This window comes from Dyella sp. GSA-30 (assembly GCF_027924605.1).
GTDB lineage: Bacteria > Pseudomonadota > Gammaproteobacteria > Xanthomonadales > Rhodanobacteraceae > GSA-30.
In genome coordinates this window covers 123971-140481 of record NZ_AP027042.1, presented here as the reverse complement: position 1 = coordinate 140481, position 16511 = coordinate 123971, and the positions used below count along the sequence as shown (strand labels likewise).

At 63.4% G+C, this 16511-nt stretch carries 14 protein-coding genes; 11 read left to right on the top strand and 3 right to left on the bottom strand.

The genetic code is table 11. The features are described 5' to 3' along the window. Window positions 1-20: 20 nt before the first annotated feature. Together QMG46_RS00620 and QMG46_RS00615 are read right to left on the bottom strand one after the other, a co-directional pair. Window positions 21-698, bottom strand: a complete 678-nt coding sequence (locus QMG46_RS00620) for a hypothetical protein (protein WP_281850484.1) — start codon at window positions 696-698, stop codon at window positions 21-23. A gap of 126 nt (window positions 699-824) precedes the next feature. Next, on the bottom strand, window positions 825-3344 hold the full coding sequence (locus QMG46_RS00615; protein WP_281850483.1) for a penicillin-binding protein 1A: 2520 nt from the start codon (window positions 3342-3344) through the stop codon (window positions 825-827). A 246-nt stretch (window positions 3345-3590) separates the two neighbouring features. On the opposite strand from QMG46_RS00615, the gene QMG46_RS00610 reads away from it, so the two are divergent. The 11 genes from QMG46_RS00610 (at window position 3591) to QMG46_RS00560 (ending at window position 15992) form a co-directional block, all read left to right on the top strand. Then, window positions 3591-4649: a pilus assembly protein PilM gene (locus QMG46_RS00610; protein ID WP_281850482.1), complete on the top strand. Its 1059-nt coding sequence runs from the start codon at window positions 3591-3593 to the stop codon at window positions 4647-4649. Then, a complete protein-coding gene (locus tag QMG46_RS00605; RefSeq protein ID WP_281850481.1) occupies window positions 4649-5380 on the top strand; it encodes a PilN domain-containing protein in 732 nt (243 codons plus the stop codon). Before QMG46_RS00610 ends, QMG46_RS00605 begins: the two co-directional genes overlap by 1 nt. Then, a complete protein-coding gene (pilO, locus tag QMG46_RS00600; protein ID WP_281850480.1) occupies window positions 5377-6081 on the top strand; it encodes a type IV pilus inner membrane component PilO in 705 nt (234 codons plus the stop codon). Before QMG46_RS00605 ends, pilO begins: the two co-directional genes overlap by 4 nt. Next, complete coding sequence (locus QMG46_RS00595) at window positions 6078-6611, top strand: pilus assembly protein PilP (protein WP_281850479.1); 534 nt, start codon at window positions 6078-6080, stop codon at window positions 6609-6611. Before pilO ends, QMG46_RS00595 begins: the two co-directional genes overlap by 4 nt. Before the next feature lie 56 nt (window positions 6612-6667). Then, entirely contained in the window at window positions 6668-8818 is a 2151-nt protein-coding gene (locus tag QMG46_RS00590) for a type IV pilus secretin PilQ (protein ID WP_281850478.1), read from the top strand. Between the two features lie 154 nt (window positions 8819-8972). Further along, window positions 8973-9968: an AAA family ATPase gene (locus QMG46_RS00585; RefSeq protein WP_281850477.1), complete on the top strand. Its 996-nt coding sequence runs from the start codon at window positions 8973-8975 to the stop codon at window positions 9966-9968. Next, window positions 9965-10903: a DUF58 domain-containing protein gene (locus QMG46_RS00580; RefSeq protein ID WP_281850476.1), complete on the top strand. Its 939-nt coding sequence runs from the start codon at window positions 9965-9967 to the stop codon at window positions 10901-10903. The genes QMG46_RS00585 and QMG46_RS00580 overlap by 4 nt, the downstream gene beginning before the upstream one ends. Next, window positions 10900-11412, top strand: a complete 513-nt coding sequence (locus QMG46_RS00575; protein WP_281850475.1) for a DUF4381 domain-containing protein — start codon at window positions 10900-10902, stop codon at window positions 11410-11412. Before QMG46_RS00580 ends, QMG46_RS00575 begins: the two co-directional genes overlap by 4 nt. Further along, window positions 11405-12388: a VWA domain-containing protein gene (locus QMG46_RS00570; RefSeq protein WP_281850474.1), complete on the top strand. Its 984-nt coding sequence runs from the start codon at window positions 11405-11407 to the stop codon at window positions 12386-12388. The genes QMG46_RS00575 and QMG46_RS00570 overlap by 8 nt, the downstream gene beginning before the upstream one ends. After that, the gene (locus tag QMG46_RS00565; RefSeq protein WP_281850473.1) at window positions 12385-14286 is read left to right on the top strand and encodes a VWA domain-containing protein; all 1902 of its coding nucleotides are present in this window, start codon (window positions 12385-12387) and stop codon (window positions 14284-14286) included. Before QMG46_RS00570 ends, QMG46_RS00565 begins: the two co-directional genes overlap by 4 nt. Next, window positions 14283-15992, top strand: a complete 1710-nt coding sequence (locus QMG46_RS00560) for a BatD family protein (RefSeq protein WP_281850472.1) — start codon at window positions 14283-14285, stop codon at window positions 15990-15992. The genes QMG46_RS00565 and QMG46_RS00560 overlap by 4 nt, the downstream gene beginning before the upstream one ends. Here QMG46_RS00560 and QMG46_RS00555 read toward each other — a convergent pair. Further along, window positions 15983-16510 carry an O-acetyl-ADP-ribose deacetylase gene (locus QMG46_RS00555; RefSeq protein WP_281850471.1) on the bottom strand — a complete coding sequence of 176 codons (528 nt, stop codon included), beginning with the start codon at window positions 16508-16510 and terminating at the stop codon, window positions 15983-15985. The genes QMG46_RS00560 and QMG46_RS00555 overlap by 10 nt on opposite strands. Window position 16511 lies beyond the last annotated feature (1 nt).

Below are 16511 nucleotides of genomic sequence, written 5' to 3'. Positions count from 1 at the left end.
GAGGGGGCGCCCTTGCCTAACTAGCGCAAAGCCGCCGCCAATTTCCTCTCGAACGCATCCTCGTCATTGTCCGCTTCGGCCAGTAACTCTTCGGCCACCGCCAATGACGCACGCCGCATCGGTTTCTCGTCGACACGGTCCAGGGGTGCCTGCCGCAACGCATCGCGCGGCAGTACGGTCAAGTCGAAAGGCAGGCTGTCGGCAGCAAACAGCAGCACCGGGTATTCGACCTGTTCGTCGCGGGTGACACGCAGGCGCCGTGTCTGTACGTCGACCGGAACGCCGCGTTCCTGCAGAAACAGCGTGACCGCTTCGAGTGTGTCGCTGAACACATGCAGGCAGACCGCCGAATAAGCATCGGCCGTGCCTTCCAGTACCGCGCCGACCAGCCGTGGTTCGAAATCGGCCAGAAAGCGCATCGCTTCGACGGCCGCTTCGCGGCGTTCGCGTAAGAGTTGGGGTTGGCTGTCGCCGTGGAAAATACGTTGATGCTCGCGCAGGGCGTCTTCGATTTCGTTATTGCGCGGCAGGGCTTGGGCGTCGTGTACGCCGAGTCGTTCGGCGGCCTTGAGCTTGGCATGATGAAAGTCGCGGATTCCGTGTTCGCTCATCAGGCGAGCCGCTTCCTGGGCTACGCGCAGACGGTTGCGTTGTACACGGTCCTGGGCATGGATGCGATGATGTTCGCCTCGCGCCATGTCTTTCCCTCCTCAGTCAGGTTGCATGGGGGGAGCGGCCATTCGATGCGATGGCCTTAAGGCCTTGGATGCCAAGGTTGCCTGCCTTCGCAGGGCAGGCAACTTCGGGTCCGGACCCTTTGAGCGTCAGAAAATGTCGTACGCGTGTTGCTGGTCCGGATCCTCCTTCTGCTGCTGGGCCTGCTGGCGCAGGCGGTCCACATCTTCCACCTTGAACATTTCAGGCATGCTGTTCGGGTCGCCTGGGTCCGAAGGCAAGCCGCTGGAGCGGTTGATCTGTACCGTACTGATGCCGGGCGGCATCGGCAAGGTGGTCGAGGGCTGGTCCTTCAGGGCGGCGCCCATGTAGTCGATCCAGATCGGCAAGGCGGCCTTGGCGCCGAATTCTCCGCGGCCCAGCGACGAGAAGTCGTCAAAACCGACCCATACCGTCGTGACGAGATCGCCATTGAAGCCGGCGAACCACGCGTCGCGATGGTCGTTGGTCGAGCCGGTCTTGCCGGCCAGGTCGTCACGGCCCAGGACCTTCACCGCAGCGCCCGTGCCTCGAATCACCACGTCCTTCATCAGCGAGGTGATCAGGTAGTCGTTGCGGACATCGATCACTTCCGGGGCCAGCACGGGCGGCTTGTTGCCTTCGTGCGCATCGGCCGGCAGCACCACACCGGTGCTGGCCGAGGCGCTCGGCGTTTCGCTGCTGGAGGCGCTGGCGACGGTCGCGCCATTGGTGGCGGGCGTATCGGGCGGCGGCGGGCCGACCGGGCGGGTGTCCAGCAGGCGCTCCTGGCAGGTGCGGCAGGCGCGCGCCGGGTTGGCCAGATAGACCGCCTTGCCATCGCGATCGTCGATCTCGCTGATGAAGTACGGCGTGATCAGATAGCCGCCGTTGGCGAAGACGCTATAGCCGCGCGCCATGCTCATCGGCGAGACAGAGGCCGTGCCCAACGCCATCGAGAGATTGGCGGGCAGGGCGTCCAGAGCAAAGCCGAAGCGGGTGACGTAATCGCGTGCGTAGCGCACGCCGATGGCATCGAGCAGGCGCACCGACACCAGGTTCTTCGATTTGACCAAGGCTTCGCGCAGGCGGATCGGACCGTCGAACTTGTCGTCGTCGTTGGACGGGGTCCACACGCCGCCGGGGCGCGAGGGGTCCGGCAGGGAGATCGGCGCGTCGTTGACGATCGATGCCGGGTTGAAGCCGCGTTCGAAGGCTGCCGAATAGATGTACGGCTTGAAACTGGAGCCTGGCTGGCGTGCCGCCATCACCGCGCGATTGAACTTGCTGCGCAGGAAGTTGAAGCCGCCGACAATCGCCTGGACGGCGCCATCTTCGGGGTTGACCGAGGCCAGCGCGGCCTGGGCCTTGGGGATCTGGGTCAGCTGCCACTCGCCCTTGTCGTTGCGCGACAGGCGCACGATGTCGCCCCGCTTCAATACCTCGGCAACGTCCTTGGGGGCGGCACCAACGCGACTGTCGCTGATGTAGGGGCGCGCCCAGCGGACCGCGTCCATGCCCAGCTTCACCGGCTCGCGCGTGCCCAGGTAAACGGAGGCTTCAGTGGCCGAGACGTCGGTGACGATGCCCGGCTGCATACCCGAGATATCGGTATAGCTCGACAACACGCGGTCGTAGTCGTCATGCGAGGCATCGGGAGCAAGCTCCTGATGGCCCTCGGGCCCGCGCCAGCCATGGCGTTGATCGTATATGACCAGGCCGGAGCGTACCGCATTGACGGCCTGTTGCTGGCGCGAGCTGACCACTGTGGTCTTGACTACGTAGCCCTCGGTCAGCGCATCGTTGCCCAGGCGCTCGATGGCCTGCAGACGCACCATCTCGGCCAGGTAGGGGGCGTCGACCTCGATCGGTTGCTCGTGCGGGAAGGCGTCGTTCGGCTCGGCGACGGCCTGATCGTGCTCCGCCTTGGTGATGTAGTGGTTTTCCAGCATCTGGCCCAGCACCCAGTTCCGGCGGCCCAGGCCGCGCTTGGGGCTGTTGATCGGGTTGACCACCGAGGGCAACTGGAAGGTCGAGGCGATCATGGCGCACTGGGCGATGGTCAGCTGGTCGAGCGACTTGCCATAGTAATAAGCCGCGGCAGCCGCCACGCCGTAGGAACGGTGGCCCAGGAACATCTTGTTGAGATAGAGCTCCAGGATCTGGTCCTTGGTCAGCTCGTTCTCCATGCGCAAAGCGATGAAAATCTCGGTCAGCTTGCGCGAATAAAGCTTTTCCGGGCTCAGGAAGAAGTTACGCGCCACCTGCTGGGTGATGGTCGAGCCGCCGGGGCCCTTGTCGCCGCCGGAGGTGACCACATGCCAGCCGGCACGGGCGATACCGTGCCAATCGACGCCTGGATGCTTGTAGAACTCGGCATCTTCGGCCGCCAGGACAGCATGCTTGAGCCGGTCCGGCACATTGGCGATGGCCACCGGGATACGCCGAGTTTCGCCAAAAGTCGCAATCAGCTTGCCATCCGCGGTCAGTACCTTGAGCGGTACCTGCATGTGGTAGTCCTTGAGGACGGCCACAGAGGGGAGGCGGGGGGCGATCAGCCAATAAGCTACGCCGACTGCGGCTACGGCCAGCAGCAATCCGGTGAAAGCCAGGATCAATGCCCAGCGCAGCATTCGCTTAAATATTCGCATGGTGTGGAGTTTGCGAGACCTGAGTCAAAACACGACAGAGTATAGATGTTGCAGTATTCGCACCATGAGCAGCGGCCCACAGAGCAAAAAACGAGCCATCGGCTAACTTCGCTCAAGTGTGGATGGCGTCACGCCATAGAGTCGAGAAAGTTGCCGTAGGCCGTTGCCATTACGTTAATTTTTGGATTTAATGCAAGAGCGTACCCGCCACACAAGACGGGGCGTTCAGGGGCAAGGGGGAAAATCGTGGGGCTCTTTACACCCAAGAAGCCGCCGCTTATTGGCGTCGACATCAGTTCGACCGCCGTTAAGCTGCTGCAGCTAAGTCAGGCCGGTAACCGCTATCGCGTGGAACATTACGCGGTCGAGCCGTTGCCCCCCAATGCCGTGGTCGAAAAGAACATCGTCGAGGTCGAGGCGGTGGGCGAAGCGATCCGCCGCGCGCTGGCGCGTTCCGGCTCCAAGCTCAAGCACGCTTCGGCGGCAGTCGCGGGGTCAGCGGTCATCACCCGCATCATCCCGATGTCGAGCGAGTTGAGCGACGACGATCTGGAAGGCCAGATCCAGGTCGAGGCCAACCAGTACATCCCGTATCCGATCGACGAAGTCAGCCTCGATTTCGAGGTGCTCGGTCCGGTACGCGACAACCCCGAAATGAATAACGTGCTGTTGGCCGCCTCGCGTACCGAGAACGTCGACATGCGCGTGGCCGCGTTGGATCTGGGCGGCCTGTCCGCCAAGGTGATCGACGTCGAAGCTTTCGCGATGGAAAACGCCTTCGCGATGCTGGCCGACCAGCTCAATGTCGGTCGCGATGCGCTGGTGGCCGTGGTCGATATCGGCGCCACCATGACCACGCTGTCGGTGCTGCGCAATCAGCGCACCATCTATTCGCGCGAACAGGTCTTCGGTGGCAAGCAGTTGACCGATGAAATCATGCGCCGCTACGGTCTTTCCTATGAGGAAGCCGGCCGCGCCAAGCGCAAGGGCGGCCTGCCCGACTCGTACGAGAGCGAGGCGCTGGAGCCGTTCAAGGAGTCGCTGATCCAGCAGATCAGCCGCCTGCTGCAGTTCTTCTTTGCCGGCAGCGAATACAGCAAGGTCGATCAGGTCGTGTTGGCCGGCGGCTGCGCTTCGATCGACGGCTTGGGTCCCATGCTCGAAGATCAACTGGGCGTGTCGTGCATCGTCGCCAATCCGCTTGCGCGCATGTCGCTGTCGCCGCGCGTGCAGGCGCAGTCGCTGGCGCAGGATGCTCCGGCCCTGATGATCGCCGTCGGTCTCGCGTTGAGGAGCTTTGACTGATGGCACATATCAACCTCCTTCCGTGGCGCATCGAGCGCCGCAAGCAGCGAGAGCGCGAGTTCTTCATGCAGCTTGGCGCGGCGTTCGTCATCGCGTTGCTGTGCGTCGGCGTCTGGGCGACGGTGATGAACATGCGCATCGACAACCAGACCGCCCGCAATACGTACCTTCAGGGCGAGATCAAGCAGCTCGATGAGCGCATCGCCAAGATCAAGGATCTGGAAAAGGTTCGCGAGCGCCTGCTGGCACGCAAGCAGATCATCGAACAGCTGCAGGCCAACCGTTCGCAGATGGTGCATCTGTTCGACGAGCTGGTGAAGACGATCCCGGCCAGTGCGCGCCTGGGTGGTCTCAAGCAGAGCGGCGATTCGATGACACTCGAAGGCGTCGCCCAGTCCAATGCCAGCGTCGCCGAATACATGCGCAATATCGAGTCGTCGCCGTGGATGGGACACGCCGATCTGCGCAAGACCGAAAACACCCACGGCGATTCGCGCATGCCGTATACCTTCGGCCTGGACGTGGCCTTGAGCCGCCCCAAGTCGGATGACCAGGATCCGGACAAGACCCCGATCATGCCCGCTGCAGCCAGTACCTCGGCCGCGCCGGCCGCCAAGCCGCCGGTTCCTTCCGCTGCGATGGCCCCGGCAGCCGCGCCTGCTGCTGCGCCCGCCAAACCCGCGACCGCTGCCAAACCGGCTGCCGCCCAACCTGCGGGAGGCAAGGCATGAAGTTCATCGATGACCTGCGCAGCCTTGACCGCAACAACATTGGCGGTTGGCCGCAATCGATCAAGATTTTCTTCACCGTGCTGGTTTTTGCGGTGATCGTCCTGCTCGGCTGGTATCTGTACATCAGCGACCAGCAGGACCAGATGACCCAGCTGACGGGCAAGGAACAGCAGCTGCGCCAGGAGTTCTCGCAGAAGCAGGCCAAGGCGGTCAATCTCGAGGCGCTGCAACAGCAGCTCGACGAGATGCAGGACATGCTGCGCCAGCTGTTGCGCCAGCTGCCCAGCAAGACCGAGATGCCGGAACTGCTGATCGATATTTCGCAAACGGCCCTGTCCGCCGGCCTGGAAACCGAGCTGTTCCAGCCCGGTGCCGAGACGCCGAAGGACTTCTACGCGGAAAAGCCGATCACGCTGCGCATGGTGGGTACCTACCACCAGTTCGGCACCTTCATCAGCGGCGTGGCATCGCTGCCGCGCGTGGTGATTCTGACCTTGCACGATGTGTCCTTGACGCCCAAGGGTGCCGCCAGCGGCAGCAAGCCCAGCGCAACGGCCGTATCGAGCAACGGTCAGCTGGTGCTGCAAGGCACGGTCAAGACCTATCGCTATCTTGAAGACGACGAAACCGCAGACGCCAAGGCGAAGAACGCGCCGGCCAATGGCAAGGCGCCGACCAAGGCCGCCGGGGGGCAGAAATGATGATCTTCTCTGCCATCAAACGGGTGCCGGTCATGCGCATGAGTTTGCTGCTGGGTGTGGCTTTGACCTTGAGCGCCTGCAGTAGCGATTCGGATCTGCGTGAATGGGTTGCCCAGGAAAAGGCCAAGAAAGGTGCGCCGATTCCGCCGCTGCCGGTCATCAAGACCTTCGAGACGTTCACCTATAGCGACCAGAGCAATCGCGATCCTTTCAGCCCGAGCGCGGCCGAACTGCAGCCCGCCAACAGCGGTCCGCGTCCGGATGAAAACCGTGCCAAGGAACCGTTGGAAATGTTCGCGCTCGACAGTTTGAAGATGGTTGGCACGGTGGGGGGCGGCGCTTCGATGGAAGTGCTGGTGAAAGATCCCACCGGCGTGATCCATCGCGTACACCGCAACGAACACATGGGCCAGAGCTACGGTCGGGTCACCGCAATCAGCGAGGACCACATCGATCTGGTGGAACTGGTCTCCAACGGAAATGGTGGCTGGATGGAACGTCCGGCCAGCATCGCGCTTGGCGAGAAATAAGAGATACAGGGGCTGATCCAATGACTTATCACATCAAACCTGTGCGGAATCGTGTCATGCGCCAAGCGAGCCGTTGCCTGAGTGTTGGTCTGCTGATTCTCGGTGCCGCCTGGGCGAACGCCGCGGCCGCAGCGAGCACCACGCTCAAAGACATCAGCTACGACACCCTGCCCGGCGGGCGTGTCGAGCTGCATCTGAACTTCTCGCAAGGGCCAGTGCCTGAGCCGAAGATCTTCACGACCGGCAACCCGCCGCGTATCGCGATCGATTTTGCCGATACCGACAACGCCGCGCCGCGTCATCTCGATATCGGCAAGGGCACGACCAACGGCGTGTCGGCGATCGCTGCCGGTGGCCGCACACGCGTTATCGTCGAGCTGCAGCGCGAGTCGTCCTATCGCACGCACGTCGACGGCAACAGCCTGTCGCTGATCATCAGCAACGGTACCGATTCGCAGACGACCACCACGGCGTCCACCATCGACCCGTCGAAGGCCCTGCCGTCCGCATCGGCGGGCGCGGCGGTCTCCAATATCGATTTCCGTCGCGGACCGAACGGCGAAGGCCGTGTGCTGATCAACTTCAACGGCAATGGCGCGAACGCGGACATGAAGAAGGAGGGCGACAAGGTTGTCGTCAACCTGAGTCATGTGAATCTGCCGGCCAACCTGGCGCAGCGCCTGGACGTGCTTGATTTCGCTACCCCGGTGCAGTCGATCACCAGCAAGGGCGGCAGCGCTGGCGGCGCGCGCCTGGAAATCGCGGTGAAGGGCGATATCGACACGTCGGCCTACCAGACCGCCGACCAGTACGTGGTCGAAATCGCACCGAAGAAGAAGGATCCCAAGGCCGACGCCAAGCTGGCACGTGGCCAGGAGCCGGCCTACAACGGCAGCCGTGTGACCTTCAATTTCCAGGACATCCCGACCCGTTCGGTGCTGCAGCTGCTGGCCGATATTTCGCAGCTGAACCTGGTCGCTTCCGATACGGTCGGCGGCAGTGTCACGCTGCGCCTGGTCAACGTGCCGTGGGACCAGGCACTGGACGTCGTGCTGCGTGCCAAGGGCCTGGACAAGCGCCGTAACGGCAACGTCATCTGGATCGCGCCGCAGGCCGAGCTTGCCAAGTACGAGCAGGATGTCGCCGATGCCCGACTGAAGGCCGAAGACAATGCCGAGCTGGTCACCGACTACGTGCCGATCAGCTATGGCAAGGCAAAGGACATCGCCAAGCTGCTGACCCAGAACAGCATGCAGGGTCAGAACGGTGCCGGCGCCGGTGGCTCGAACAACAGCAGCCGCGGGTTCCTCTCCTCGCGCGGCAGTGTGTCGTTCGATGAGCGTACCAATACCTTGCTGATCAACGACACGCCGCAGAAGATTCACGAGCTGCGCGATGTCATCGCCGTGCTGGACAAGCCGGTGCAGCAGGTGCTGATCGAATCGCGCATCGTGGTGGCGACCGACAACTTCACTCGCGAGCTGGGTGCGAAGTTCGGCGCCTCGGCAATCCGTACCAATCCCAGCGGCCAGCAGATCGGCGTGGGCGGCACGCTGACCCCGCCGACGACCAGTGGTGGCCAGACAACGCTGAGCCCGCTCAACGTCAACCTGCCCTCAAGCACCCAGGGCGGTACGTTCGGCTTCGCGCTGCTCGGCAAGAATTACGCACTGGATTTGGAACTCTCGGCAGCGCAGCTCGAAGGCCGGGGCGAGGTGGTTTCCAGTCCGCGTGTGATTACCGCCAACCAGCAGGAAGCAGTCATCCGCCAGGGTACGGAAATCGGTTATGTCACCTATCAGAACAGCTCGTCCGGTGCTGCCGGCAGCGGTACGGCGACGGTGCAGTTCAAGGATGCGGTGCTGGAGCTGAAGGTCACGCCGACCATCACCGCCGACAACCGCGTCTACCTTACGATCAATGTGAAGAAGGACGCGCTGAACCAGTTCATCACCGTGCCCGGCAGTGGTCAGGTACCGCAGATCGATACGCGCGAAATCAACACGTCGGTGCTGGTCGACAACGGTCAGACGGTAGTGCTCGGAGGTATCTATGAAATCACCAAGCAGAACACCGTCACCAAGGTGCCGGGGCTGGGCGATATTCCGGGTATCGGCGTGCTGTTCCGCAATACCAAGCGCCAGAACGACAAGGCTGAGCTGCTGATCTTCGTGACGCCGCGCATCCTGAGCGATAGCCTGCAATAACGCGCTGTCTACGCTAATCAAGTTGAAAAAGGCGGCCGTTGGCCGCCTTTTTCGTTGTCGCCAAGGTGCCTGGCCATGACCTACGGCATACAGCGCTAAACTTCCTAAATATGGTGTGGTCTCAATACCGCACAAAACGTATCGGAAAATGCTGATGGATATGCCGCAAGTTCGCCCGGTTTCCCAATTGCAACAAGCGTTTGCCCAGCTTCGCGACGAGTTGCAGCAGAGCATCATCGGGCAGCCGCATCTGATCGAATGCCTGCTGGTGGCCCTGCTGGCGGACGGGCATTTACTGGTCGAAGGCGCGCCCGGGCTGGCAAAAACCACGGCGGTGAAGGCGCTGGCCGGCTTTATTGATGCGGATTTTCACCGCGTGCAATTCACGCCGGATCTGCTGCCGGCCGATCTCACTGGCACGGACATTTTTCGTCCGCAGGCGGGCAGCTTCGAGTTCGAGCGGGGCCCGCTCTTTCACAACATCGTGCTGGCCGATGAAATCAATCGTGCGCCGGCCAAGGTGCAGTCCGCCTTGCTGGAAGCGATGGCCGAGCGGCAGATCACGGTCGGTCGCAGCACCTGGCGGTTGCCCGAATTGTTCATGGTCATGGCGACCCAGAATCCGATCGAGCAGGAGGGCACGTTCGCCTTGCCCGAGGCGCAGCTCGATCGCTTCGTCATGCACGTGACGATTGGCTATCCCGACGCTGCAGCAGAACTTGCCATTCTTCGGCTTGCGCGTGAACAGGCTCAGCGCAGCCTGCATCCGCAATCCGCGCGCGTGGCTACGCTCAGTCAGTCGGACGTCTTTGCTGCACGCGATGCCGTATTGGCTGTGCATATGGCGCCGGCGCTCGAGGAATACATCACGCAACTGGTGCTGGCGTCGCGCGATGCCGGCCGCTATGGCCCCGAATTGAAGCGATGGATCGCGTGGGGCGGTAGCCCGCGCGCCACCATTGCGCTGGACCGGTGCGCCCGTGCCCGTGCCTGGCTGGCCGGGCGCGACTATGTATTGCCCGAAGACGTGCATGCGATCGCGCACGAAGTACTGCGACATCGCATCTTGCTGAGCTACGAGGCCGAAGCCGAAGGTATACGCAGCGATCGGGTGATCGCGCGCCTCCTGGATCTCGTGCCACTACCGTGAGTGCCGTGGTGTCGCAACGCATCGATGGCGATGGACGCGTCAGCGTGTCGTTGGCCGAACTGATCGCGATGCGCGCGCGCGTCGCCAAGCTCGCCGTGCCGAGGCAGGAAACGCGCACGTCGCGATCGGGTCAGCAATCGAGCCGTCTGCATGGACGCGGCATGGACTACGCCGAGTCGCGTATCTATCAACCCGGCGACGACGTGCGCCGGCTCGACTGGCGACTGACTGCGCGCAGCGGCAAGCTGCATACCAAGCTTTTTCAGGAAGAGCGCGAGGGGCGGTTGTTGATCCTGATCGACAACAATGCCTGCATGCATTTCGGCACGCGCGTGCGCTTTAAGTCGGTACAGGCGGCGCGCGCCGCCGCCTTGGCTGCGTGGTATGCAATACGCGGTGGCGACCGCGTGGGAGCGATAAGCTTCGGTCGGGGCGAGCAGATGCTGAGGCCGCAGGGCGGCCCGCGTGGCGCTTTGGCGGTCTGTGGTGCCTTGGCCGAGTGGGATCGGCGTGGCGCCACAGGGACGGGCGAAGAATCGTTGACCGATGCGTTAGTGCGCGCACGTCGATTGAGTCATGGCGCAAGCCGTGTGTTGATTATCAGCGACGGCTGGCACGGTGATGTGGAGCTACGAGGACGCCTGCTCGATCTGGCTCGCTACGCCGAAGTCGGCATGCTGGTCGTTGCCGATCCGCTCGAGTCGACGCTGGCGCCCACCGGGCGCTATCCGCTGGAGTACGACGGCAAGCGCATCGAAGTGGTGCTCGAAGCCGAACGGCAGCAACGCGAATTTCAGAACAAACTTGGCCTGGGGCAGGCGCGTCTGAGCCAGCTGGCTCGTACGCTCGGTCTGCGTTGTCGCACGGTGGATACGACGGCCGATCCCTTCGATGCTGTCGTTGCCTTGCTGGGCCCGGGCAAGAGGGCTGCATGATGACGTTGCAGCAGGCGCCGGAAGGTCCGCAGCTTCGCGATATCCATCTGCCGCCGTCGCCGTCCTGGTGGCCGCTTGCGCCTGGCTGGTGGGGGCTGGTTGTGCTGGTCGCGCTGATCCTTTTGCTGGGCATCTGGTGGTGGCGTCGAAGTAGCCGCCGACACAAGAGTCACCGGCAGATCCTGACCCAGATCGATGTCGTTGCAATCCGCCACGCGGGTAACGCGGCTGCCTTTGCCGCCGGCATGCACCGCCTGCTGCGCCAGACCGTGCGCCTGTACGACGCTCATAGCGTGCATGCACGCGATGCTGCCTGGCGTGCCGCGCTGGCGCAGGTGGCGGTCGACGACACGACGCTGGATCGGCTGATGAGCCTGGATGCCGCGATGTATCGCCCTGGCGTGACACTGGACGAGGCTGCCGTCACCGCCGCCATGCATCGATGGCTGGCGCGCGCGTTGCGCAAGCGCGATGTCGACCGCGCGCGAAGGGAGCTGCGGCATGTCTGAGTTTGCCTGGCCATGGGTTGCGTTGGTGCTGCCGTTGCCGTGGCTGTTGCGGCTTGCACTGCGTGCGGCTGGCATTGGTCAGGCGATGCGCCTGCCTTATCCGGGTCTCCAACTTGCCAGCACGTCCATGCAATTGCCGCAACGTGGCCGGATGGTGTTGTTTGCACTGGCCTGGATCTGTCTGGTGGCTGCCGCGATGCGACCGCAATGGATCGGTCCGCCGCAAGCGCAGCAGCACAGTGGGCGCGCCATGATGCTGGCTGTGGATCTTTCCGGCAGCATGCGTACCGATGACATGAGGCTCGCTGGTCGGCCAGTCAGTCGTTTCGGCGCGGTCGAGGCGATCGCCGGCGATTTCATTTCCCGCCGCAGTGGTGATGAGCTGGGCCTTGTGCTGTTCGGTAGCAACGCATTCCTGGTGACGCCTCTGACCTACGACCTCGATGCCGTGCGCGCACAACTCGAAGGCGCGCGTGTCGGCCTTGCCGGTACCGAAACGGCCATTGGCGATGCCATCGCCGTAGCGACGAAACGTCTCGCGGCGTTGCCGGAGCAGGCTCGCGTCCTGGTTCTGCTGACCGACGGCGTAAACAACGCCGGCAGCATCGCGCCGGTCGAAGCCGCGCGCGCGGCCAAGGCCGTCGGTGTCCGTGTCTACACCATCGGCATCGGTGCGACGCAGATGAGCGTGCCGGATTTCTTCGGATCGCGCGTGATCAATCCATCGGCCGATCTGGACGAGGACATGTTGCGCTCCATTGCCGATGGAACCGGGGGACGCTATTTCCGTGCGACCGACACACGCGCGTTGACCGATGCCTACCGCACGATCGATGCGTTGGAACCCATGCCGCAGCAGGGGCCGAGTCTGCGACCGCGCCACGAACGGTTTCGCTGGCCGTTGCTTGCCGCACTGCTGCTGGGCATCCTCGCCGTGCTGCCTCGGCTGTTGTCGCCACCGAGGGTGTCGGCATGATGGAAGCGCTGCGACAGTTTCATTTTCTTCAGCCGCTGTGGCTGCTGGGCCTGCTTGCGTTGCCGTTGTTCGTGCCGTTTGCCCTGCGCGACCCTGCACGGCAGGCACTCTCGCGACTGGCCGATCCCCAATTGCTGCCGCATCTCCTGAGTGGACAGGCAAGCCGTCGCACGTTGCCGATCGGCCTTGGCGCCGCGGCGTGGAGTCTATGCATGCTGGCGATGGCCGGCCCGACCTGGAACCGCACGGCCGAGCCCCTGTTTGCCAATCGTGCCGCACAGGTCGTGGCGATTTCCCTGTCGCAGCACATGCTGGTGCGCGACGTCACGCCGAGCCGGCTCGAACGCGCGCGTTACAAGGCGCAGGATCTGCTGAACGCAAACCGGCAGGGCCTGAACGGACTGGTCGCATACGCCGGCGAAGCCTTCACCGTTGCGCCGCTGACTACCGATGAGCACAGCTTGACCGACCTGCTCGCCGCACTGTCCCCCGACACGATGCCCGTCGACGGCAATAACGCCGCTCAGGCGATCGATCGAGCGGTGGAGATGATCCAGCAGGCGAAGGTCAGAGGTGGCTCGCTCGTGCTGATGACCGACCAGGCCGATGCATCGGCACTGGCTGCCGCCCGCCGTGCGCACAATGCAGGCGTCGATGTATCGGTGCTGGGCGTCGGCACGCCGCAAGGCGGCCCCATGGAACAGGCCGAAGGCGGCTTCGTGCGCGATGCGCAGGGCAACATGGATATGGCCAAGCGCGACGACGCGCAGCTCGGCGCGCTGGCCGCGGCCGGCGGTGGACGCTATATCGTCATGAGCGACGGCGAGGCGGATGTCCGTGCATTGAGCGACGAGCTCAAGGTGGATCGTGCGCCGATCCTTGCCGATGGTCTTTCCGGCGATACGTGGCAGGACCGGGGTCCGTGGCTGCTCTTGCTGCTGCTGCCGATCGCCGCCTTGTTGTTCCGCCGGGGCTGGCTGATGGTGCTGCCTTTGCTTTGCGTGCCGCTGCTGCCGGGCAAGGCACAAGCGCACGGCTGGGACGATCTTTGGCGCCGTCCGGATCAGCAGGCTGCGCAGGCCTTGCAGCAGGGCCAGGCGAAGCAGGCACGGCAGGTCGCAAAGGATCCTGCGTGGCGCGGTGCGGCCGCCTATCGAGATGGCGACTACGCTGCAGCGGCCGATGCCTGGAAAGACGCGTCCGGTGCCGACGGCCAGTACAACCTGGGCAATGCGCTCGCGCGCAACGGAAAATATCAGGACGCGATCGAAGCCTACGATCGCGCTCTCAAGCTCGATGCCTCGCATGCGGACGCCAAGGCCAACCGTGATGCGGTCGAGGCATGGTTGCGCAAACAGCCACCGCAGAATCAGCAGCAACCGGACAAGGACAAGTCGAGCAAGTCCGCGGCGGGCGACAACAAGAACCAGGAACAGCCATCGTCATCGAAGGGCGACGACAAGTCCTCCGAGTCGAAGCAGAAACAGCAGCAGGGTGAGTCGCAACAAGATCAGGGACAGGATGCCGAACACGGCGGTACCTCGGGTAAGGACCAGCCCAAGGACAAGCCCGAGCAGAACACGGCCGGCCAAGGCGAAACCAAGCCGGAGACGGCAAAGGAAAAAGCCGAGCAACAGGCGCGCGAAGAACAGGCGCGCCAGGCCTTGAAGCAACAGATGGACAAGAGCCTGCAAGACAAGGGCGAGCATCAGCCCGATGCACCGAAGAGCCACGATTTGGGTGCGGTTGCCGACGACGATCCGCAAGCGAAAATGCCGGCCGACCTGCGCCGTGCGATGCAACGCGTACCGGATGATCCCGGTGCGCTGCTGCGGCGCAAGTTCGAACTGGAGTATCGGGAGCGCCACGGCGCCTCCACGGAGGATGAGCAACAGTGAAAAGGACGCTTCGCACCTGGTTGTCCGGCCTGTTCTTGCTGGTGCTGTCCCTGCCGGCATGGGCATCGATACAGGCCACGCTGGACCGCGACCGCGTACAGCTGGGTGAGATCGTTACGCTCAACATACGCATCCAGGGCGCTATCACGCCGCAGCCGGTCGATATGGCCGAACTGGCGCCGGACTTCGATGTAGTGAACTCCTCAGCGCATGCCAGCCTGACCGTTGTCAACGGTCATCCGGAGGCGGCGCTGATGATCGGCCTGGTTCTGAAGCCAAAACATGCGGGTGATCTGACGATTCCCGCGTTGCGTGTCGGTGGCCTGTTCACCTCTCCGATCTCGCTCGAGGTCGATGAGCCCGATCCGGTAGCGGCTCCCAATAACCGTAAAAACGTCTATCTGGAAGCATCCGTCGAGCCGGCCAAAGGCTATGTCGGGCAACAGTTGCAGTATGTGCTTCGCCTTTACTTCGCTACGAGCCTGAGTGCGGGCGCACTGGACGACCCGCAGGCCGATGGAGCAAGTTTTCAGCGCCTGGGCAACGATCTCAATTACGAGACCGACCAGGGCGGGCGGCACTATCACGTGATCGAACGGCGTTATGCGCTGGTACCGCAGCGTGCCGGCAAGTTGGTGATACCGCCTGTGCAGTTTCAGGGTGAGTCGGTCGACATGAACGATCCGGATACCTTCTTTCCCAATTCGCAGCCGGTCGCTGCATCGACTCCGTCGGTGACGGTGAACGTGCAGGGCGTTCCGGCCAATGCCGACAAGCAGACCTGGCTTCCGGTGCGCGATCTCAAGCTCACTGCCGAAGGCCTTCCCGATGGCGGCGACATGCATGTCGGGCAGCCGCTCAATCTGACCATGTTGCTGCAGGCTACGGGTGCCTCGTACGACTCGCTCCCCGCACCGAGCCTGCCGCCGATCGATGGCGCCAATGTCTATCCGGACAAGCCGCTCAATGGCACCCGTTCCGATGGCACGTCGCTGGTAGGCCGCCGTCAGCAGAGCTTCGCGATTATCCCCAGTCGGCCCGGCACGCTGGTGATCCCGGAAATTACCGTTCATTGGTGGAACGTGATTACCGGCCAGCCCGAAGTCGCTCGGTTGCCGGAGCGGCGCTTTACGGTGTTGCCGGCGGTGGGACAGCCGGCGGCAGCGTCATCGGTGAGGTCGACTGCTCCGGTTCCAGTAGCTGTCGATAAAACGGCTTCTCCGGCGACAGGCGTGCCCTGGCGTTGGATTGCGCTGGCGAGTCTCGCCTTGTGGCTGCTGAGCGTGCTGGTCTGGTGGTTGCGCCGTCGCGCTGTCGCTTCTGAGGCGGGTACTCGGACAAACAAGGCGCTTGCCACGCCGCGTCAGCTTCGCGCGGCGTTTATCGCCACAGCCCAGGGCGGCGATGCCACGAAACAGGCGCATGCCCTGATGGCCTGGGCCAAGGCCGAGCGTCCTGCATTGCAGAACCTTGGCGACCTGGCTGACGAACTGGGCTCGGCAGAACAGCGTGAAGCGATTGCCGCGCTCCAGCGGCGTCGCTATGCAGCCCATGGAACGACGGGTTCCGCAGCGGGGTTGGCAGCCTGTTTCAGCGGCGGCTTTGTCTGGAAAACGTTGGCACCTCCGTCATCCACGAATGGCTTGCCCTCGCTTTACCCATTCGACGTGCACGGCGATGACAAGCGCCCATCCCCTCAGGACTGAAGCGCGTCGGCCTGGACCGCACGCCATACGGTTGCCATGCGTGCGTCGAAGCAGCACAGGGTGACACTGATCGGCGGTTCGTCGCTCGTGTCGTGTACCGCCGATAGCGCGACCCGAGCCGCCCGGTGGGGTGGATAGCCGTAGACGCCGCAACTGATCGCCGGGAAGGCGATCGAGGTAAGGCCGACTTCGCGCGCCAGTGCGATGCTCCGACGATAACAGTTGGCCAGGGCATCCGCCTCGCCCTGGCCGCCGCCTTGCCAGATGGGGCCGACGGCATGAATGACATGGCGAGCCGGCAAGTTGAAACCCGGCGTTATGCGCACCTCGCCGGTAGGGCACCGAATGCCGGGCGCTACTTCCGGGATACGACGACAGGCTTCGAGTAAGGCAGGGCCGGCGGCGCGATGAATGGCGCCATCCACGCCGCCGCCGCCAAGCAGGCCTGGATTGGCGGCGTTGACGATGGCATCGAGCTCCAATTGAGTAATGTCGGCTATAACGATGTCCATAAACATG

What these genes read in the sequence shown, in the direction of transcription:
- QMG46_RS00575 (WP_281850475.1), top strand. Translation starts at nt 10,900, where the DNA reads ATGATGACGTTGCAGCAGGCGCCGGAAGGTCCGCAGCTTCGCGATATC.
- QMG46_RS00565 (WP_281850473.1), top strand. Translation starts at nt 12,385, where the DNA reads ATGATGGAAGCGCTGCGACAGTTTCATTTTCTTCAGCCGCTGTGGCTG.
- QMG46_RS00555 (WP_281850471.1), bottom strand. Translation starts at nt 16,510, where the DNA reads ATGTTTATGGACATCGTTATAGCCGACATTACTCAATTGGAGCTCGAT.
- QMG46_RS00595 (WP_281850479.1), top strand. Translation starts at nt 6,078, where the DNA reads ATGATGATCTTCTCTGCCATCAAACGGGTGCCGGTCATGCGCATGAGT.
- QMG46_RS00620 (WP_281850484.1), bottom strand. Translation starts at nt 698, where the DNA reads ATGGCGCGAGGCGAACATCATCGCATCCATGCCCAGGACCGTGTACAA.
- QMG46_RS00615 (WP_281850483.1), bottom strand. Translation starts at nt 3,344, where the DNA reads ATGCGAATATTTAAGCGAATGCTGCGCTGGGCATTGATCCTGGCTTTC.
- QMG46_RS00605 (WP_281850481.1), top strand. Translation starts at nt 4,649, where the DNA reads ATGGCACATATCAACCTCCTTCCGTGGCGCATCGAGCGCCGCAAGCAG.
- QMG46_RS00590 (WP_281850478.1), top strand. Translation starts at nt 6,668, where the DNA reads ATGCGCCAAGCGAGCCGTTGCCTGAGTGTTGGTCTGCTGATTCTCGGT.
- QMG46_RS00585 (WP_281850477.1), top strand. Translation starts at nt 8,973, where the DNA reads ATGGATATGCCGCAAGTTCGCCCGGTTTCCCAATTGCAACAAGCGTTT.
- QMG46_RS00570 (WP_281850474.1), top strand. Translation starts at nt 11,405, where the DNA reads ATGTCTGAGTTTGCCTGGCCATGGGTTGCGTTGGTGCTGCCGTTGCCG.
- pilO (WP_281850480.1), top strand. Translation starts at nt 5,377, where the DNA reads ATGAAGTTCATCGATGACCTGCGCAGCCTTGACCGCAACAACATTGGC.